A 19,192-nucleotide genomic window follows, 5' to 3' on the forward strand; every position below is an offset into this window, starting at 1 on the left:
CAGAGCGCCGCCGCGCGAAGGCCCGGCAGAGCTCGCGATGGCGCCGTGACGACGCCGCGATGGAGCAGCCTGTTTTCGGCGGCAGTCGTGCGGCTGGCTCGCCTCGTGCAGTCCGCCGCCGGCGCTCGCACCCACGGATTGCCGCTGTCCACGAGACTCGGGACAACGGAGCTCGCTTCAGCCCGCTACCACGCCCATCTCGGGCGGTAGCGAGGCGACAGATCACCATGCGAACTCTCGTTCACACTCTTGCGCTCTCGCCCCTGCTCGCCCCAACGGAGATGGGTCCCGGCGGCGCCGGCACCGGCGACATGACGGGCACCGGGGCCCCGGGTACCGGGACGACGGGCACCGGCAGCAGCGTGACGGGCACCGGGACCCCGGGCACGGGTACGGGCGCCGGCGTCCCCGGCGGCTTCCGCGGCGACACGAGCAGCGGCACGCAGTCGCCCACGACGGGCTCGCAGCAGGGCAATCCACCGAACAAGAAGGGTGGAACGCCCGGCACCGGCACCCAGAGCCCGGGCGCGGGCCCCGGCGCCACGGGCAGCGCCCCGGGTTCCGGCGGCGCGCGCTGATCCGGCGGCGCTGCCGCCGTCCTCTCGCCCGGCGGCTCGCGTGGCCCGCGCGCGCGACCGCAGGAATGACGCGACGCCCCGGCGGCGGGCGCGCCGAGCGAGACACGCCATGAAGGAAGAGATCGCCAAGGCGCGAGGAGGCCCCGAGACTTCCTTTTCTCGGCGTCCTTGCCGCCTTGGCAGTTTGTCGCGCTCTCGTCCGATCACCGCCCTGACGCGGCGGAGGCAGCGCCGGAGCTCGCCGCGCCACCTGCCCTGAGATCACCCGGAGATCGCGAGGGTTGCAACCACGTCGCGCAGCATGGTATTCGGCTCGACCGATCCCGAGGATCGGCTAGTCTAGTCGCGCCCATCGCTCCGGACGTCGAACCGTCCCCCTCACCTGCGGAGGTCCGCTTGAAGCACAACGACGTGGTGGTCTTGATCCTCGGCGGCGGCGTCGGTAGCCGCCTCTACCCGCTCACCAAGCTGCGCTCGAAGCCGGCCGTCCCGACCGGCGGCAAGTACCGACTGGTCGACATCCCGATCAGCAACTGCCTCAACTCGGGCTTCAATCGCATTCACATCCTCACGCAGTACAACTCGGTCTCGCTCCACAACCACATCACGCAGACGTATCGATTCGACGTCTTCTCCGCGGGCGCGGTGCAGATCCTCGCCGCCGAGCAGACGCCGGACCACAGCGACTGGTACCTGGGCACCGCCGACGCGGTCCGCAAGCAGCTGGGCGAGGTCAAGTCGCCGAACCCGCGCGACGTCATGATCCTCTCGGGCGACCACCTCTACCGCATGGACTACGAGCCTTTCCTCGCGCACCACCGCGAGACCCGGGCCGACGTCACGCTCGCCGTGCGGCCCGTCCCGACCGCCGAGGTGTCGCGCCTCGGCATCGTGGACACCGACGACAGCGGGCGGGTGATCAAGTTCGTCGAGAAGCCGAAGGAGATGAAGCTGCTCGACGGCGTGCGGCGGTTGCCCGATCCGAAGTACCCGTGGCTCGCCTCGATGGGCGTCTACATCTTCAGCGCGAAGGCGCTCTACGAGATGCTCGAGCGCGACAACGCCTCCGATTTCGGCAACCACATCCTGCCCCGCGCGCTCGACAGCCACCGGATGGTGACCTACACGTTCGACGGGTACTGGGAGGACATCGGCACGATCCGGAGCTATTACGAGGCCAGCCTCGCCCTCACCGACACGAATCCTCCGTTCTCCTTCTACGATCCGCACCGGCCGATCTACACCCGCCCGCAGTTCTTCCCCCCGGCCCACGTCAGCGCCGGCTCGGTCCTCGACCAGGTGCTCCTCGCCGAGGGGAGCCGGATCATCGAGTCGAAGATCTCCCGGTCGATCGTGGGGCAGCTCTCCTCGATCGGGCCTCACGTCACGATGTCGAACACGGTCATGATGGGCGCGGACTACGAGTTCCTGTTCCAGGCCCAGGGCCCCGAGAGCAGCAGGGGTCTCCCGCCCATCGGCATCGGCCGGGGGTGCAGGATCGACGGCGCGATCATCGACAAGAACGCGCGCATCGGCGAGGGGGTGGTGATCCGCAACATCCCCGATCGAGAGGACTCCGACACCGAGTACTACGCGGCCCGGGAGGGCATCGTCGTCGTCCCGAAGAACGCCGTCGTGCCCCCGGGCACGATCATCTGAGAGGCCGCACGGTCATCTGAGAGGCCGCCCCGCGAAGCCGGCGGCGCGCTCGCCCGCGCAGGTCGGCGCCGCCGCGCCCGCGCGTCCGTAACAACCCGCCACGATGCCGCCCGGCATGGCGCTCTGCGCCGTCCGGGGCGCCATCGCCTCGCCGTCCGTCGATCCCGGGCGATCCCGGGCGATCCCGGGCGATCCCGGGCGATGCGCGCCCCTCCGGGGGCCTGGGCGGCGGCGCGCTGGTGGGGCCCCCGCGCGGGCGCCCTGCCGCGCCCGCCCACTGGCCCCTCGTCGGCTGGGCCCCGGTCTGGTAAAGAGCGCCTTCATGCGAATCTGCATCCTCGGCGCTACGGGCCTCGTCGGTCGCGAGACCATCACCCTCATCGCGCGGGCCTGGCCCGGCGCAACGCTCGCCCTCTTCGCGAGCCGCGACCAGGAGCTCACCCTGGACGGCAAGTCGTACGAGGTGCTCAGCGCGTCGCGGCTCGAGGCGCAGGACGCGCCCCGCGGGGACCTCGCGTTCGTGGCCCTGGATGACGAGCACAGCAAGCGGTACGTGCCGCGGCTGCTCGACCTCGGGTACCGCGTGATCGACAAGAGCAACACGTTCCGCGCCGACCCGAAGGTGCCGCTCGTCGCCGCGGGGGTGAACTCGAGCATCGTCGACGACTCGGTCCGGCTCGTGGCCAATCCGAACTGCACGACCATCCCGCTCACGCTCGCGCTCTCGCCCCTGCGCCGGGAGTTCGGGCTGAGCGCGGTCACGGTGAGCACCTACCAGGCGGTGAGCGGCGCCGGCATCGCCGCCCTCGACGCGTTCATCGCGGACGCGCGCGACGGCTACCAGGCCCTCGACCGGCTGGGCCTCCCGTTCAAGCTCTCGGGCTACGCCGCCAACACCGTCCCGCACAACGGCGGCACCGACGAGAGCGGCTTCTCCTCGGAGGAGCGGAAGCTCATCTTCGAGAGCCGCAAGATCCTGGGCATGCCCGAGCTCGGCATCTCCGCGCAGTGCTGCCGCGTCGCCGTCGCCGTGGGCCACTACGAGAACGCGTGGGTGACGTTCGAGCGCCCGGTGGACCTCGAGCGCGTCGCGAGCCTCCTGAGCGATCCGGCGCAGTCGCCCTATGTGAAGCACCTCGCCGGCGCCGCGGGCGAGGGCCTGAGCGCGCTCCACTGCGTGCAGGACCGCGACCGCGCGCTGGTCGGGCGGATCCGCCCGGATGCACGGGACCGCGACCGGAAGAGCGTGTGCCTCACGGTGGTCGGGGACAACCTGCGGCTCGGCGCGGCCACGAACGCGGTCCGCGTCGCGACGCGCTGGTTCAAGAGCGCCGATCAGGACCTCCAGGCCCCGTGACCGACACGCGATCTCCCCTGGAGGACTCGAGACGATGACGACCCCCAAGGCGCTCATGATCCTCGTCGCCGGGCCCTATCGCTCCGGCACAAACGATGACCCCGTCCTGATCGCCGCCAACGTTCACGCCATGAACGACATGGCCGTTCGCCTGTTTCGCGCCGGCCATCTCCCTGTCCTCGGCGAGTGGTTCGCGCTGCCGCTCATCGAGCACGCCGGGTCGCGGGAGATCGGCGACGAGATCTTCAACGAGATCTTCCACCCCGTCGCCCGCCGGCTCGTCGCTCGCTGCGACGCTTGCCTGCGGATCGGCGGCGCCTCGAAGGGAGCCGACGAGATGGTCGAGCTGTCCCGATCCATGGGCAAACAGATCTTCTTCAGCCTGGACGAAGTACCGAGCTGCGGCTAGCCGCGCGGGGCCCGCGGCGGCGCGGCCTCTTCATGGCGCCATCGCCGGCCAGCCGGCGCCGACGGGGAGCGCCTGCACGTCGGGGAACAGCAGGTAACCGCGCTTCCCGTCCCGCGTCTGCCTGTGCGGCGGCGACGGCGCGGCCGCGGCGGCGCTCGCGCGCACGGCGCGCCCGAGCGCGGTCGCGCCGTCGAGCGCCTGGCTGAGCGCGGCCAGCGCCTGCGCCAGCTCGGAGAGCGGCGTATCGCCCGACGTGCCCCGCGCGACGAGCGCGTCGATCTCGCGGCTCCGCACCCCGAAGTCCGACGGCAGCGGGTGCGCGCGCGGCGCCCTGAGCGCGGCGTCGAGGAGCTGGCGCTTCGCCGCGGCGCCCGCCTCGCCGAAGCCCACGACGAGCTCGAAGAGCGCCGACGCGACGCCGAAGCCGGGCTCGAGGCCCTCGCGGCCCTGGATCAGGAAGGCCCCGATCCCCAGATCATCGAGGTACTCGAGCCCCGTATAGCTCGGCGTCGCCGAGCGCTCCGTCTCGGGCAGGGGCGGCGCGACGCGCACCTCGCCGCTCTCGAACACGACGACGCGCGCGTACGTGAAGCCGGCGTGCGGCACCGCGAGCCGCACGCGCGCGAGCTGCGCGGCGACCTCGGCCGCCGCGCCGATCTCGAAGCGCGCGCCCGGCAGGTAGCGCGCGATGCCCGCCAGCGTCATGCCCGCCGCGTCGGGCCAGGGGCAGACCGCGACGTGGCGCGGCGCGGCCTCCGCCTCGCCCGGCGCGCACACGCGCTCCAGGCCGAACGAGGTGGGCGCGACGAGCGGCGGCCGCTGGCCCTCCACCCGCCGCAGGTCGCCGAACAGCCAGGCGCGGTTCTCCCCGTGGTGCTCGGGCGCGAGCATCCGCGCGCCGACGAGCAGCGCAACCGTGCCCCCGGCGCGCGCGAGCCAGGCCTCGGGCACCGAGAGGTGCTCGTACAGGTAGGCCTCGACGATGAGCTGCCATTCGCGGGGCGGCTCGGGCGGGAGGGACGCAGCGGTTCGGTACATGGCGGGTGCGAGGCCTCGAAGAACAGCATGCTCGGCCCCGGATCCACGCGCAAAGCGGGCGAGCGCGAGAGATAGCGTATCCAAGCCGGGACCGCCGCGAAACACGGCCATGCGCCGCTGCCGCCGATGGGCCCGCGCTCCGCCAGAGGCATCATCATTATCCATCTCCGGCGTGCCCGACGCGCGATCTCGCGCGTCGCGGCGCCCGCGCGAGATCGCCGATCCCCTGCCCCATCGCAGCGCCGCGCCAGCGCTCGGCGCCCGTCGGCGCGCGGGCGCCCCGGTCACGCGAGCCGCTTCACCCAGGCCAGGACGAAGTCGCGGAACACGGCCACGTTCCGCGCCACGTGCCGCGCGCTCGGATAGACGAGGTACACGGCCCCCGCGCGCTGCGACCACTCGGGCAGCACATGGACGAGGCGCCCGCTCGCCAGGTCGGCCGCGGCGAAGGCGCGCGGGAGCGGACCGATGCCGCCCCCCGCGCGGAGCACCGCGCGGATGAGCTGGACGTTGTCGGTGACGATGCGCCCGGTCGACATCGCGTCGCGCACCGAGCTCGCGTCATCGACCGGCCACTGGCCGCGCCGGGCGCTCGGGACGAACACCACCCGCTCGTGGTCGACCAGCTCGTCGAACGCGCGGGGCAGGCCGCGGCGCCCGAGGTACGAAGGGGCGGCGAAGAGCTGCAGGTGCGAGTCGAGCAGCTTGCGCGCGACAAGCGAGGAGTCCGGTAGATCGAGCGTCGCCCGGATGGCGACGTCGAAGCCCTCGCGCAGCAGGTCGACCCGGCGCGAGGACAGGTCCACCTCCACGGAGAGCAGCGGATACCGCGCGCAGAACTCGACAAGCAGGTCGCCCACGAAGGACTCGCCGCCGTCGGGCGGCGCGCTGAGCCGGATCAGGCCCTGCGGCTGGCCCTGGTAGGCGTCGAGCGCCTGGGCCGCGTCGCGGAGGCCGGCGATGTGGGGCGCCACGTCGCCGAAGAAGCGGCGGCCCGCCTCGGTCAGCGCGACGGCGCGCGGCGACCGGTGGAGGAGCCGCACCTTGAGGCCCTCCTCCAGGCGCGTCACCGCGCGGCTCACCGTCGACTTCGGGACCCCGAGCTGCGCGGCCGCGGCCGTGAACGAGCCGAGCTCCGCCACCTTGACGAACGCGGCGATCTCGTCGAGCTGGGGCGATCGGGGCGACTGCGCTCGGGCGGCCGTGCGGGGGCCGGGCATGCGGGGACCTCACGAGGGTTGGGCGGCTTCGGTCGGGCGCGCGATCAGGTGGCGCAGGTCGCGAAGGCAGGCAGGTGGCGAGGGCAGGTTGCTAAAACGCAACGCTGAGTTGAACCGTTGCACAATAGCACCTGGCTCGCCGCGCGCCCATAGAGAGGAAGCGGGCGCTCCGAGCCGGAGCGCCCGCCTCACCTCAGCGAGGCTCATCATGAACATCGTCAAGCGTTTCGCTCCCGCCGCTGCCCGCACCCTTTTCGGGCTCGTGTTCTTCGTCTTCGGGCTCAACGGCTTCCTGCAGTTCCTGCCGCAACCCCCGGCGCCCGAGGCCGCCGCCAGCTTCGGGGCCGCGCTGGCCGCGACCGGTTACATGTTCCCGCTGATCAAGGGGACCGAGGTCGTCGCGGGCGCCCTGCTGCTCTCGAACCGCTACGTCCCGCTCGCGCTGGCGCTCCTCGCGCCCATCGTCGTGAACATCGTCGCTTTCCACACCTTCCTCACGCCGCCCAACCCGGCCGCCTGGCTCATCCTCGCCCTCGAGCTCTACCTCGCCTTCGCCTACCGCGCGGCGTTCCGCCCGATGCTCGCCGCGCGCGTCGACGCTGGTGTCGCGGCGAGCTCCAGCGTGGAGCGCGGCAAGCTCGGCCCCGTCGAGAGCGCCGCCTGAGCCATGGCGCGCCCGCCGTCCACCTGCGCCGTCTCCAGCGCGCCTTCGTGACGTTACCCGCAGGGCAGGATGCGCAGCACCCGGATCCTGGTGCTCGTGCTGCCCGGCGCCGCGAAGGCCACGCTTCCGTCGGGGAATGCCACGAAGTCCTGGTATCGATTGCCGAGCACGTCGACCTGCAGCGGCGCGCCTTCGGCCTCCCCGGTGGCACGATCGCGCGTCTGCACGTACAGCGTGCGCTCCGGGTCGTTGCGGGCGATATCGCCGGCGCGCGGGGTGCTCTCCCAGGCCGCGAGCAGGCGCGAGCCGCCGTAGGCGGCCAGGTGCGGAGCGCGGTGGTTCAGGCCCGCGTCGTCGGCGATCGTGATGTCCTTGTCCGCAGCGCCGTCGGTGAAGTGGAGCAGCCGCACGTCCGCGAGCCCGTTCGACCCCGCCGGCTGGCCCGGGCGGATATCGCTCGTCGTGAGCCAGTAGCCGCCGCCTTTCGCCGTCACGAGGTTGCCCAGGTTCGAGTAGGCGAGATCGACCGGAGCGATGGTCGTGTAATCGGGCGCGAGCGCGATACGATTGTTGTTGTCGGTCTTGCACACCGTCACGAACTTGCCGGCGCTGGGGTCCCAGATAATGCGCTCGTAGCCGCTGTGGCTGCAGCCCCAGTCGAAGCCGTCCCGCTGCAGCTCCCCGCCGGCGTCGACGACCTTCATGCGATCGCCCTGGTGGATGTTGATGCACCCCCCTTGCGAGACGCTGATCGCGGCGCCGAAATAGGCCGCATAGCGCGCGCCGTCGAAGGCGATGCGGCCGTGGTGGGCGTACCACCAGATCATGAACACGCTGGGACCGGTGGGGCCGGTCGAGTAGGGCGGCAGCGCGGCGCTCGAGCTGGTGAGCTTGGTCGCCCAGGTCTCGCGCGCGCCGTCGAAGCGGACCATGTACATGTCGTGGCAGGGGACCGGAGGGGACGGCGGCGTGCCGCACAGGTTCGCCGGTACGCCGCAATTCAACGTTCCGCCGCCCTCGGCGTCGCGGGTGAGCAGCAGCACGCCGCCCGCGTCATCGGCGACCAGATCGGCGAGATCGTTCGCCGGCAGGCCGAGCGAGGGGCCCACGGCCCGATCACCTGCGTCGAGCTGGACGACGTGGACCTGATCGTCGTCGCTCATCCATGCGAGGCGCGACCCGCCGGACGGCATCGGCGAGATGACGAGCGGCATCAGCGCGGCCTCGTCCTCGCTGTTGATCACGCGGACTCCGACGTCGATCTCGGTGATGCGGATACGGTCCTGGGTGACGCCGCACGCGCCTGGCCCAGGATCGCCGCCCGCGCCGCCGCCGCTCGCGCTCGACGCCCCCGCGCCGCCGCCGCTCGCGCTCGACGCCCCCGCGCCGCCGCCGCTCGCGCTCGACGCCCCCGCGCCGCCGCCGCTCGCGCTCGACGCCCCCGCGCCGCCGCCGCTCGCGCTCGACGCCCCCGCGCCGCCGCCGCTCGCCGTCGAGCCCGACTCTCCAGTGCAGCCCGCGGGCAAGACGACGAGAATCAGCGACCAGGCGACTCGCATGCATCGTATCGACATGGCACCAAGCTACGTCTCGCATGCATTGCAACGCAAGCATTCCACGAAGAGCAGAAATGTTCCGGCGACTCTCCCCTTCGCTGTCGCGCCCAGACACTCCGAGGTGAATTCCTCCGGAACGCCATGACACGACGGCGGCCACCGGCTCCCCGCCGAACGGCGCCGTCAAAGGCGCCAGACGCACAGGTCCACCCACGTCGTATCCCCTCTCCTGCACAGTCGGGAGGTGCGGGCAGCGTGCTCCTCCCTTTGCGACTCGTCACCGCAGGTGCGCAGGCACTCATCTCCATGCGGCTCGTCGCCCCATCGGCCTGTCCAGAGACCTCACCTGCCTGGATACCGCGGCAGCACCTCGGACCAGAACAGGCATCAAGGACAGACATCCACGCACCCCGCCACAGCGAGATTCGTCCTGCCGCAACGTGTCCTCGTGGTATCATCCGGGACACAACCACCGCCGGCCACGCCGTGCCGCCAGGGCACGTCCACGTCAGTCAAGGGGAATGATGCTGACGATCTCCGGTTATCAAGCGGTCGCCAAGATCTACGAGAGCGGCAATTCGCTCGTCTACCGAGGCCGGTGCGCCGGCGACGAGCGCCCCGTCATCCTCAAGCTCTTGCGCACAGACTATCCCAGCCAGACGGAGCTCACGCGCTACAGGCATGAATACGCGGTGCTCCGCAACCTGCATGTGCCGGGCGTCGTCGGGGCGCTCGACCTGTGCCGGAACGAGAGAGGGCTCCTCCTCGTCCTCGAGGATTTCGGAGGCCACTCGCTGGCGCACCACCTGCAAAACGTGCAAAACGGCCGATTCGACGCCGCGAACTTCCTCCCCCTCGCGATCGGGATCACGCGCGCCCTCCACGACGTCCATGAGGACGGAATTATACACAAGGATATCAATCCTTCCAACATCGTATTCAACCGCGAGGCGGGTACGGTCAAGATCATCGACTTCGGCATCTCGACGCGGCTCTCGCGGGAGGAGCTGTCGAGCAAGAGCCCCACCGTGTTCGAGGGGACCCTCGCCTACATCTCTCCCGAGCAGACCGGCCGCATGAACCGGGCGCTCGACCATCGCACCGATCTCTACTCGCTCGGGGCCACATTCTACGAGCTCCTCACGGGCGCCCCGCCCTTCGGCGCGGCGGACGCCATGGAGCTCGTGCACTGCCATATCGCCCTCGATCCCACCCCGCCGCGCGCGCGATGCCCGAGCGTACCGGAGGCCCTGTCGGACGTTGTAATAAAGCTCATGGCGAAGACGGCCGAGGGCCGTTACCAGAGCACGGCGGGCCTCCTCCACGACCTGGAGGAATGCCAGCGGCGCCTCGACGCCGCGGGCGAGATCGCCCCGTTCCCGCTGGGCCGCGCCGACGCCTCCGGCGACCTCCGCATCCCGCAGCAGCTCTACGGGCGCCAGCTCGAGGTAGAGGCGCTGCTCGAGGCGTTCGATCGCGTCGCGCGCGGCGGCACCGAGCTGATGCTCATCGCCGGGTACTCGGGGGTCGGCAAGTCGGCGCTGGCGCACGAGCTGTACAAGCCGATCACCGGGGCGCGCGGGTACTTCGTCGCCGGCAAGTACGACCAGCTGAAGCGGAGCACCCCGTACACCGCGATCACCAGCGCGTTCCGCGACCTCGTGCGGCAGATCGTGGCCGAGCCCGAGGCGCAGTTCGCGCTGTGGCGCTCGAAGATCAAGGCGGCGCTCGGGGTGAACGGGCAAGTCCTCGTCGACGTGATCCCGGAGATCGAGCTCATCGTGGGCGAGCAGCCGCCCGTCCAGGCGCTCGGGCCCGCCGAGTCCCAGAACCGCTTCGTCCGCGTCCTCCAGAACTTCGTCCGCGTGTTCTGCGACGCCGAGCGCCCGCTGGCCGTCTTCCTCGACGACCTGCAGTGGGCCGACGCGGCGTCGCTCCGGGTCATCGAGCTCCTGATGACGGACGCCGAGCTGCGCGGGCTGCTCGTGATCGGCGCCTACCGCGACAACGAGGTCGGGGCCGCTCACCCGCTCTCGGCCGCGCTCGCCGCCCTGCGACGCGAGGGGGCCGTCGTGCGCGAGATCTCCCCGGGGCCGCTCGGCACCGAGATGGTCTGCCGGATGCTCGCGGACGCGCTGCGCGCCGAGGCCGCGGCGGTCACGCCGCTCGGCGCGCTGGTCGCGCGGAAGACCGGCGGCAACCCGTTCTTCGTCAACGAGTTCCTCCGCACGCTGCACCAGACCGGATGCCTGCGGTACGACGCCGGCCGCGCGGCGTGGACATGGGACGTCGCCTACATCGAGTCCAGGAACATCACGGACAACGTCGTCGACCTGATGATCGGCAAGCTCCGCGGGCTCCCGGCGGACACGCAGCGAGCGCTCATGTCGGCGTCATGCCTCGGCAACCGCTTCGATCTGGACAGGCTCGCTGTCATCCTCGAGGCGACGCGCGGCGAGGTCCACCGGCACCTCCTGCCCGCGCTGCACGAGGGCCTCATCGTCCCGCTGTCGCCGATGGAGCCCGCGGCCCCGGACGATCTCGGCGCGCCGCTCGTCTTCCCGGACCACAGGTTCCTCCACGATCGCGTCCAGCAGGCGGCGTACGCCATGATCGAGGAGGACGAGCGCAGCGGCCTCCACGCCGACATCGGCCGGCTCCTCTTGCGGAGCCTGGGCGGGCGCGACCCCGTGGAGGAGGTCTTCGACATCGTCTACCACCTGAACCGCGGCGCCGACCTCCTGAGCGACGCCGCCGAGCGGAGGCGCCTCGCGGAGCTGAACCTCCTCGCGGGCCGGCGCGCGCTGCTCTCCGCCGCCTTCGACGCCGCGCGCGGCTACTTCGCCGAGGGCCTCGCGCTGCTGCCCGCGGGCGCCTGGCAGCGCGATCACGCGCTGACGAGCGCGCTGCACCTCGGCGCCGCCGAGGCCGCGTGCATGAACGCCGACTGGCGCGCCATGAAGGAGCTCGTGGACGCGGCCCTGGGCGAGATCCGCGACGTGATGAGCAGGAGCAAGCTCTACGAGCTCCTGATCCTCTATCACCACACCCAGGCGGAGTTCCGCGAGGCCGTGGACACCGCCGTGGAGGCGCTCGCGCAGCTCGGCGAGGCGTTCCCCGCGAGCCCCGGCATGCAGGACTTCCTCGACGCCTACACGAAGACGACGAAGCAGGTCGCCGCGCTCGGCCAGGGGCGCCTCGCCGAGCTCCCCCCGATGACGGAGGCCCCGAAGCAGGCGGCGCTCGTGATCCTCCGGCGCGCGATCCACGCGTCGTACTTCGCCGCGCCGGAGATGCTCGGGCTCTTCATCTGCCGCGCGCTCGACCTGACGATGGAGCACGGCGAGTCGCCGCTCTCGTCCTATGCGCTCGCGGCGTTCAGCGTCCTCGTCAACGCCGGCGTGGGCGACATCAGGACGGGAGCCCAGTTCGGCGAGCTCTCGATCGAGGTGCACCGGCGCCGGGACGAGCCGCTCTACAAGGCGAGCGTCTACAACTTCTATTACGGCCTCTCGCGGCACTTCTACCGTCCGGCGCGCGAGAGCCAGGCGCCGCTCATCGAGGGATACCTGAGCTACGCCGAGAACGGCGACGCCGAGAGCGCCGCGTACTGCCTGATCAACGCCTTCGTCTGCGGCGCCGTCTCCGGGCAGAACCTCCTCGAGCTCGAGTCGATGTTCGAGAGGTACATCGAGGAGGTCTTCAAGTTCAAGCAAGAGCAGGTCATCAACCAGCTCAGCGTGTGGCGGCAGGTCATCCGGAACCTCACCGGCAGGTCCGAGCTCGGGGCGAAGATCAAGGGAGAGTTCTTCGACGCCGAGCAGGCGCTCCCCGGCCTGTACGCGACGAGGAACTTCAACACGGTCAACTACATCCATACGGCGCAGGCCATGCTCTATTTCGTCTTCGGCGAATACGAGCTCGCTTACAAGCACGCTGCCGAGACGGAGCCGACCCTCGGCGCGAGCACGGGCAAGGTGTTCACGCCGCTGCACACCTTCTATTACTCCCTCGCCATGACGGCGCTCTACCCGGCGGCCTCGCCCGAAGACAAGAAGCGCTATCGCGCCAAGGTGTCGGAGAACCAGGCGAAGCTCAGGTCGCTGTCCGAGACGTGCGCCGAGAACTTCCTGCACCGGCACCTGCTCGTCGAGGCCGAGCTCGCGCGGCTCGACGGCCGCGTGGCGGAGGCCCTGGACCTGTACGATCGCGCCATCGCGTCGGCGTCGGAGCACGACTACGTGAACGAGGCCGCGGTGGCCTGCGAGCTGGCGGGCCGGTTCTGGCTCGCGCAGGGCAAGGAGAAGCTCGCGCGCGTGTACCTCGCGGACGCGAGCTACAATTACAACCTCTGGGGCGCCGTCCGCAAGGCGCAGGACCTGGCGGAGCGGTATCCAGAGCTCGCCCCGCGCGAGGCGGTCTCGCAGCGATCACCGGGGGTCGCGCCCTCGCGGACGTTCGTCACGACGACCTCGCTCGGCGCGTCCCGCCTCGACCTGCGGACGGTGCTGAAGGCCGCGCAGGCGATCTCCGGGGAGATCGTGCTCGACCGGCTCCTCGTCAAGCTCATGTCGGTCGCCATGGAGAACGCCGGCGCCCAGCGCGGCTGCCTCGTGCTCCACGACAGCGACGGATTGCGGGTCGAGGCCGAGGTCGACTGGACCGACGGCCGCGACGACGCGCGCTTCCCGGGGCTGCTCCTCGACCAGGCCGCGGCGCGCGATCGCCCGCTCGTCTCGGCCGGGATCGTGCAGTACGTCGCGCGGACGGGCGAGAGCGTCGTCCTCGCCGACGCCTCGACAGACAGGCAATTCCAGCGCGACGACTACGTCGCGCTGCGCCGCCCCAGGTCGGTGCTGTGCGCGCCCCTCATCCACCACAGCGGCCTTTACGGGGCCATCTACCTCGAGAACAACACCGCGACCGGCACGTTCACCCAGGATCGGCTGGAGCTCCTCACGATGCTGTCCTCGCAGATGGCGATATCCATCGAGAACGCGAAGCTCTACACCGGCGTGGAGCAGAAGGTCCGCGAGCGCACGGCGGAGCTCGAGGAGGCCCACGCGACGATCGTCCGGCTGGAGCGCGAGGCGGTCGAGAACCAGATGGCGGGGGGCTTCGCGCACGAGATGCGCAACGCCCTCTCGGGGGCCGCGATGGTGCTCGGGTCGGTGACCCAGGGCGGCCAGACGCTGTGCGCGAAGAACGCGGCCCGGCTCGGTGAGCTCTTCGACCTGCTCAAGGACGACATCCCCGAGGGCAAGCTCAAGCCGGTCCTCGCCCGGCTGGGCGACATCGAGGAGGCCGAGGAGACGCTGGACAGCGTGCTCTGCATGGTGGGCGACTGCACGGCGCGCGCGCTGAGCGTCACGAACAGCATCCTGGAGTACTCGAAGCTCGGCGTCGCGCTCGTCGGCAACGAGGTCGTGAGCCTCCGCCGCATCGTCGAGTCGGTCGCGGCGCGGCACCGCGACGAGTTCGCGCGTCAGAGCGTGTCGGTCGAGCTCGACATCCGCGGCGGCTCGGCGGTCCTCGGGTACGAGTCGCACTTCGACTCCATCGTGAACAACATCGTCCTGAACGCGCGCGACGCGCTGCTCCTTGTCGACGACGGCCGCGGCCGGCGGGTGCGGATCGAGACGGTCGATGAGGGGGAGTTCCAGGTCCTCACCGTCAGCGACAACGCGGACGGGATCTCCGCCGACAACCTGTCGAAGATCTTCCAGCCGTTCTTCTCGACGAAGCCGACGACCGGCGTGGGCCTGGGGCTCAGCTTCGTCTCTCGCACCGTGGCGATGTACGGCGGGACGATCGACGTCGACAGCGACGCGGAGCGCGGCACGACGTTCGTCGTCCGGCTCCCGCGCGCGGTGCCCCGTGGACAGTCGCAGCCGGCCGGCGCCAGCGCCAGCCGTATCGAGCTCAACCTCGCCGGGAACTGAAAAGGGGGCGCCAAGATGACATCGGCGAAATTTACCAGGCGCTTTCGCGGGACCTCGGACGAGGCGCCGGAGGCGCCCCAGCGGGAGCGGCCGATCGTGGTCGTGATCGACGACGACCCGCGGATGCGGTCCGCGCTCGCGTTCACGCTGCGGCACGACTACGACGTGCGCCTGTACGCGAGCGCTCAGGAGGGCATCGCCGCCGTGACGGAGATGACCAGCCTGGTCATCCTGGACATCCGCATGCCGGGGATCGATGGGCTCACTGCGTACCTGAAGATCAGGGCGCTGTACCCGAAGGTGCCTATCATCTTCTACACCGCGTTCCAGGACATCCTGGAGAAGCAAGACCTGCTCTCGACCCACAAGGCGTTCGGCTATTTCGACAAGAACGGCGACGTGTCGGGGCTCAAGGCGGCGGTGGAGAAGGCCGTGCAGCACCACAGCGTTGTCTCGACCATGGCGAGCGCGCAGAAGCTCGTGCGCGGGCTCATGCCCCCGGACGACCACTGACCGGCGCGTCCGGCGCGCGGCCGCGGGATGGCAGGCATCGCGAGGGGCTGCGATCCGTCGTGACGGCCCCCAGCATCCCGGGTGTTCCGACGGATCGCCACGGTTCGCCACCGCAAATTCCTCCTTGGGGGAGGAGGGATCAGGGCAGGGTGTCCTCGCGGGCGATCGAGGACGCCCGGAAGCCGGCCACCTGCGCGTCCACCTCGGCCTGCGACAGGAGGATGTCTTTCGCGAAATAAACCCAGTCGACGTCCTCGGCGTACGTCCGCGGGCCGGACTCTCCGGCAGCGAGCTCGTCAAACCATAGATTGAAGTCGAGGTGCTGGTTCGTTTCGGGGACGTAGGCGGCGTCGTGCGTGAAAAGCAGCGTGCCTTCGATGTAGTACTGGATGCCTGACTCGGCGATCTGGATGAGGAGCCTCTTCCAGCCCGACTGGTCCCCCGCTACGTGGTTCGATTGCGTGCTCTCCAGCGAGGCCGTCTCCCACGAGGTGAGCCACAACGTGCTCGTGTTGCCCTGTCCCCACCCGCCGTTGGGCATGTACTCGAAATCCTGCTCCGAATAGTTGGGATCGGTCTCGGGGTCGTTGATCCACGGGCTGATCGTGAAGAACGTCTCGACCAGCTTGTCGCCGAGGTGCCGGGTCCCGGTCAGGGGAGTGTTGCTGAATTTCACCCTGGCGGAGTAAGTCCCGAGGCGGAACTTGTCGTCGTTGGACTGGAGCTCCGCGTGCGAGGTGCTCGCGCCGGATCCGCTCGTTGTCGCCTTGAGCCGCAGCAGCCTGTTCGAGGCGAGATCGGGATCGTCGATGAACGACACATTGGACGCCGGCCATTGCGCGCCGGCGACCCCGGGCGCTCCGTCGGTCGTCCGCACCCACCACCGGCTCGTGAGATTGCGATCGGCGTTGCCGGTGTACGTGAAGTCGTCGAAGAACGCGGCCGACACCGTGACGCCGCCGCCGCCGCTGCCGCCATCTCCGCCGCTGCCGTCTCCGCCGCTGCCGCCTGCGCCGCCGTCTCCGCCGCTGCCGCCTGCGCCGCCGTCTCCGCCGCTGCCGCCTGCGCCGCTGCCGCCTGCGCCGCCGTCTCCGCCGCTGCCGCCTGCGCCGCCGCTGCCGCCTGCGCCGCCGTCTCCGCCGCTGCCGCCTGCGTCGCCGCCGTTGCCGCCATCTCCGCCGCTGCCGCCGCTGCCGCCGCTACCCCCGTCACCGCCGCTGCCCCCGCCACCGACGCCGGTGTCGCTCGTGCAAGCCAACAGCACCTGCGCCGCAAGAAGCGCCGCCCCCGCAACATGGGCGAAATGCCCACCGCGGGGCGCCCGCGCCGTCGCAGCAACGGTCCTCCGGGATTCGTGATCCATTTCCATCGAGCTTGTTCCCTTCCAGGCCGAGCGTCCCATCCACCGGGATCGAGCGCTGTACCTCAGCGCTCCCGCAGGCATTTGCGGATGTCGACGGAGACGGCCGCCACGATGATGACGCCCTCGATGATCTGCTGCCAGTAGGCCGACACCCCGAGGACGACGATGCCGTCGTTGAGGACCTCGAAGAGGAGCACCTCGGCGCGCTGGGCGATCGCCTTGGTGGCCTGGCCGGCCCAGCGCCGGAGATGGTTGCGTAGCGCAACTTTTCTACCCGGAGATGGTTGCGTATCGCAACGATCTGTGTTTCCATCGGAGGGTGACAACGAGAGAGCTCCGCTCCGAGGTCCGCGCCTTCGTGCGCGGCTTCGGTCTCCTGGACGAGGAGCGCACGCCGTGCGGCGTCCGGGTGGCGCCGCGCGAGGCCCACGCCCTGACGATCCTCGCGGACGCCGAGCGGGCGGGCGTGCAGCTCTCCCAGAGCGACCTGCGGGGGGCGCTCGGCATCGACAAGAGCAACGTCACCCGGCTGATCCAGCGCCTCCGCGAGGACGGCCGGGTGGAGCAGGACGTCAGCGAGGAGGACGGGCGGGTCCGTCGCCTGCGGCTCACCTCGGCCGGGCGCCGGACGGCGGGGCGCCTGGAGGAGCAGAGCCTGCGGAGGTTCCAGTCGATCCTGGACGCCATTCCCTGCGAGGAGCGCGCCGCCGTGGTGAGTGCGTTGCACGTCTTGAACAGCGCGCTCTCGCGCGTGACCGAGGAGCAGCCCCATGCAAGCGATACGAGCGATTCTCTCTAGCGCTCTTCTCGGAGCTCTCCTGATGTCCCCGATCGCCGCCTGCACACCCTCGAGCGAGGCCGCCGCGGAGCCCGCGCCGGGCGCGCCGGCGGCGGTGCCGGTCCGCTCGTTCGGCGCGCTCCGCGCGATCATGCACGAGGGGCAGACGGGGCCCGCCGTGCGCATCGGCGATGTCGTGCCGGGCCCGCACGCGTTCGGGATCGGGGCGCTCAGCGAGCTGCGCGGGGAGGTGACCGTCGTCGACGACGCGATCTGGACCTCCTATGCGCGCGACGACGGGACCCTCGACGTGCGCCCCGCCGGGGCGGAGGAGCGGGCGACGCTCTTCGTGGTGGCGAATGTCGCGCGGTGGCAGGAGGCGACGCTCGACGCCGACGTGCCGGACGGGCAGATCGACGCGCGCATCGAGGCGCTCCTGCGGGAGCGCGGCCTCGACACGGAGGGCGCTGTCCCGGTCCAGGTGCGCGGGGGCTTCCGCGATCTCAGCTGGCATGTCATCGACGGGAGAAAGCTCGCCCCCGGCGGCGGCCACGCGGACCATGTCCGGGCGTCGGTGAGCGGGACGCTCCCCGCCGCCGAGGGGACGCTGGTGGGCTTCTTCTCGAAGCGCCACCACGGTGTCTTCACGCACATGGGGTCGAACACGCATTTCCACGTCGTCCTGCCGGAGCGATCGCTGATGGGCCACGTGGACGGCGTGACGCTCGCTCGCGGCGCGCGCGTCCTCCTGCCGGCGCCTTGAAGCTTGACCTCGCGCGCCCGCGCGCCCTCTGGCACGGAGGTTGATACCGCATCTCCCCATGAATGCCAGACACCGCTGCCGGCCATGTCCCATCACCCGGACGCACGTCGCGGCCGATCGCCGCTCCCCGCCGGGGCGCGATGGCCTGTCCGGTCGAGGCAGGCCGCGCGCCGTTGGCGCCCGGCTCCGGGGCACCGGCGGGGGGCGGCGTGCGCGCACGTGATCTCGGCGTCGCGCCCGGGATCTTCGACCCGGGCCCGCTGAACGCGATCACCGACGTGGGCGGCGTGCGCGTCGGGCACGCCACGGTCGTCGAAGGCGACGCGATCCGCACAGGCGTCACCGCCGTCCTCCCGCACGGGGCGAACCTCTACCTCGATCGCGTCCCCGCGGCGATCCACGTGGGCAACGGGTTCGGCAAGCTCGTCGGCTCGACGCAGGTCCGCGAGCTGGGCGAGCTGGAGACTCCCCTCCTCCTCACGAGCACGCTTTGCGTGTTCCGGGCGGCGGACGCGCTCGTCGAGTGGATGCTGGCGCAGCCCGGCATGGAGGAGGTCCGCTCGCTCAACCCGGTCGTCGGCGAGACAAACGACGGCGTGCTCAACGCGATCCGGCTCCGGCCGATCACCGCCGAGCACGTGCGCGCGGCGCTCACCTCGGCGCGCGAAGGGCCCGTGCCGGAGGGGTGCGTCGGCGCGGGCACGGGGACGATCGCGTTCGGGTGGAAGGGCGGGATCGGCACCGCCTCGCGGGCGCTGCCGGCGTCGCTCGGCGGCGCCTCTGTCGGCGTGCTCGTTCAGTCGAACTTCGGCGGCGTGCTGCAGGTGATGGGGGCGCCTGTCGGCGAGGAGCTCGGCCGGTACGCATTTCGGTCGGAGATCGAGCCGAACCAGGAATCGAACCAGGAAGTCGAACCGGATCAGGGCGGCGGATCCATCCTCATCGTGGTCGCGACAGACGCGCCGCTGTCGGACCGCAACCTCGGACGCCTCGCGGCCCGCGCGATCCTGGGCCTGTCGCGCACGGGCTCCTCCGCCGCAAACGGATCCGGAGACTACGCTGTCGCCTTTTCGACGAGCACCTCGGTCCGGCGCCCCTCCGGCGCGAAGCAGCTCGTGACGACGGTGCTCGCCAACGAGGAGATGTCTGCGCTGTTCCAGGCCGTGATCGAGGCCAGCGAAGAGGCCATTTACAACTCGCTCTTCACGGCTCAGACCACCGCCGGAAACGGCCGTACGGTGGAAGCCATTCCTCTGGATCGGGTCCGTGAGGTGCTGTCCAGGTACGGCGTCCCGCGGCGCGACGGCCGCTCTCGGCGGGAGTGACGCGAGGGCGTCGCAGGCGAGCCGGCG

15 protein-coding genes are annotated in these 19,192 nt (G+C 71.0%); 10 read left to right on the top strand and 5 right to left on the bottom strand.

Annotated elements, in window-relative coordinates; genetic code table 11:
* Positions 1-227: 227 nt before the first annotated feature.
* The 4 genes from WMF17_RS28075 (at position 228) to WMF17_RS28090 (ending at position 4,003) form a co-directional block, all read left to right on the top strand.
* Positions 228-578, top strand: coding sequence for a hypothetical protein (locus WMF17_RS28075; protein ID WP_437644163.1), 351 nt, complete (start codon positions 228-230; stop codon positions 576-578).
* A 396-nt stretch (positions 579-974) separates the two neighbouring features.
* Entirely contained in the window at positions 975-2,237 is a 1,263-nt protein-coding gene (gene glgC / locus WMF17_RS28080) for a glucose-1-phosphate adenylyltransferase (protein WP_437644164.1), read from the top strand.
* 322 nt (positions 2,238-2,559) lie between these two features.
* The gene (locus WMF17_RS28085; RefSeq protein WP_437596237.1) at positions 2,560-3,594 is read left to right on the top strand and encodes an aspartate-semialdehyde dehydrogenase; all 1,035 of its coding nucleotides are present in this window, start codon (positions 2,560-2,562) and stop codon (positions 3,592-3,594) included.
* 34 nt (positions 3,595-3,628) lie between these two features.
* Positions 3,629-4,003 (top strand): DUF4406 domain-containing protein, encoded by a 375-nt coding sequence (locus WMF17_RS28090; RefSeq protein ID WP_437644165.1) that lies wholly within the window; start codon positions 3,629-3,631, stop codon positions 4,001-4,003.
* Positions 4,004-4,033: 30 nt separating this feature from the next.
* On the opposite strand, the gene WMF17_RS28095 is transcribed toward WMF17_RS28090, so the two are convergent.
* Both WMF17_RS28095 and WMF17_RS28100 read right to left on the bottom strand, forming a co-directional pair.
* Complete coding sequence (locus WMF17_RS28095) at positions 4,034-5,041, bottom strand: hypothetical protein (protein WP_437644166.1); 1,008 nt, start codon at positions 5,039-5,041, stop codon at positions 4,034-4,036.
* Between the two features lie 284 nt (positions 5,042-5,325).
* On the bottom strand, positions 5,326-6,261 hold the full coding sequence (locus tag WMF17_RS28100) for a LysR family transcriptional regulator (protein WP_437644167.1): 936 nt from the start codon (positions 6,259-6,261) through the stop codon (positions 5,326-5,328).
* Positions 6,262-6,469: 208 nt separating this feature from the next.
* Here WMF17_RS28100 and WMF17_RS28105 point away from each other — a divergent pair, with 208 nt between their 5' ends.
* Positions 6,470-6,925 carry a DoxX family protein gene (locus WMF17_RS28105; RefSeq protein WP_437644168.1) on the top strand — a complete coding sequence of 152 codons (456 nt, stop codon included), beginning with the start codon at positions 6,470-6,472 and terminating at the stop codon, positions 6,923-6,925.
* Positions 6,926-6,978: 53 nt separating this feature from the next.
* Here WMF17_RS28105 and WMF17_RS28110 read toward each other — a convergent pair whose 3' ends face one another.
* Positions 6,979-8,484 carry a hypothetical protein gene (locus tag WMF17_RS28110; RefSeq protein ID WP_437644169.1) on the bottom strand — a complete coding sequence of 502 codons (1,506 nt, stop codon included), beginning with the start codon at positions 8,482-8,484 and terminating at the stop codon, positions 6,979-6,981.
* A gap of 521 nt (positions 8,485-9,005) precedes the next feature.
* Between WMF17_RS28110 and WMF17_RS28115 the strand changes: the two genes are divergently transcribed.
* Both WMF17_RS28115 and WMF17_RS28120 read left to right on the top strand, forming a co-directional pair.
* Positions 9,006-14,423 (top strand): trifunctional serine/threonine-protein kinase/ATP-binding protein/sensor histidine kinase, encoded by a 5,418-nt coding sequence (locus WMF17_RS28115; protein WP_437651404.1) that lies wholly within the window; start codon positions 9,006-9,008, stop codon positions 14,421-14,423.
* 15 nt (positions 14,424-14,438) lie between these two features.
* A complete protein-coding gene (locus WMF17_RS28120; RefSeq protein WP_437644170.1) occupies positions 14,439-14,936 on the top strand; it encodes a response regulator in 498 nt (165 codons plus the stop codon).
* A gap of 139 nt (positions 14,937-15,075) precedes the next feature.
* Here the strand turns inward: WMF17_RS28120 and WMF17_RS28125 are convergent, their stop codons facing one another.
* Together WMF17_RS28125 and WMF17_RS28130 are read right to left on the bottom strand one after the other, a co-directional pair.
* Positions 15,076-16,200, bottom strand: coding sequence for a glycoside hydrolase family 16 protein (locus WMF17_RS28125; RefSeq protein WP_437644171.1), 1,125 nt, complete (start codon positions 16,198-16,200; stop codon positions 15,076-15,078).
* Between the two features lie 161 nt (positions 16,201-16,361).
* Positions 16,362-16,496: a hypothetical protein gene (locus WMF17_RS28130; protein WP_437644172.1), complete on the bottom strand. Its 135-nt coding sequence runs from the start codon at positions 16,494-16,496 to the stop codon at positions 16,362-16,364.
* Positions 16,497-16,618: 122 nt separating this feature from the next.
* Here WMF17_RS28130 and WMF17_RS28135 point away from each other — a divergent pair, with 122 nt between their 5' ends.
* The 3 genes from WMF17_RS28135 to WMF17_RS28145 all read left to right on the top strand — a co-directional run bounded on the left by WMF17_RS28135 (position 16,619) and on the right by WMF17_RS28145 (position 19,165).
* A complete protein-coding gene (locus WMF17_RS28135) occupies positions 16,619-17,098 on the top strand; it encodes a MarR family winged helix-turn-helix transcriptional regulator (RefSeq protein ID WP_437596245.1) in 480 nt (159 codons plus the stop codon).
* Positions 17,099-17,120: 22 nt separating this feature from the next.
* Entirely contained in the window at positions 17,121-17,840 is a 720-nt protein-coding gene (locus tag WMF17_RS28140) for an acetolactate decarboxylase (protein WP_437596246.1), read from the top strand.
* A 209-nt stretch (positions 17,841-18,049) separates the two neighbouring features.
* On the top strand, positions 18,050-19,165 hold the full coding sequence (locus tag WMF17_RS28145) for a P1 family peptidase (protein WP_437644173.1): 1,116 nt from the start codon (positions 18,050-18,052) through the stop codon (positions 19,163-19,165).
* Positions 19,166-19,192 lie beyond the last annotated feature (27 nt).

Source organism: Sorangium sp. So ce362 (genome assembly GCF_051519845.1).
GTDB lineage: Bacteria > Myxococcota_A > Polyangia > Polyangiales > Polyangiaceae > Sorangium.

Coding starts and splice junctions, on each gene's coding strand:
- WMF17_RS28085 (WP_437596237.1), top strand. CDS start 2,560: ATGCGAATCTGCATCCTCGGCGCTACGGGCCTCGTCGGTCGCGAGACC.
- WMF17_RS28115 (WP_437651404.1), top strand. CDS start 9,006: ATGCTGACGATCTCCGGTTATCAAGCGGTCGCCAAGATCTACGAGAGC.
- WMF17_RS28140 (WP_437596246.1), top strand. CDS start 17,121: ATGTCCCCGATCGCCGCCTGCACACCCTCGAGCGAGGCCGCCGCGGAG.
- WMF17_RS28095 (WP_437644166.1), bottom strand. CDS start 5,041: ATGTACCGAACCGCTGCGTCCCTCCCGCCCGAGCCGCCCCGCGAATGG.
- WMF17_RS28075 (WP_437644163.1), top strand. CDS start 228: ATGCGAACTCTCGTTCACACTCTTGCGCTCTCGCCCCTGCTCGCCCCA.
- WMF17_RS28110 (WP_437644169.1), bottom strand. CDS start 8,484: ATGCGAGTCGCCTGGTCGCTGATTCTCGTCGTCTTGCCCGCGGGCTGC.
- WMF17_RS28100 (WP_437644167.1), bottom strand. CDS start 6,261: ATGCCCGGCCCCCGCACGGCCGCCCGAGCGCAGTCGCCCCGATCGCCC.
- WMF17_RS28090 (WP_437644165.1), top strand. CDS start 3,629: ATGACGACCCCCAAGGCGCTCATGATCCTCGTCGCCGGGCCCTATCGC.
- WMF17_RS28120 (WP_437644170.1), top strand. CDS start 14,439: ATGACATCGGCGAAATTTACCAGGCGCTTTCGCGGGACCTCGGACGAG.
- WMF17_RS28105 (WP_437644168.1), top strand. CDS start 6,470: ATGAACATCGTCAAGCGTTTCGCTCCCGCCGCTGCCCGCACCCTTTTC.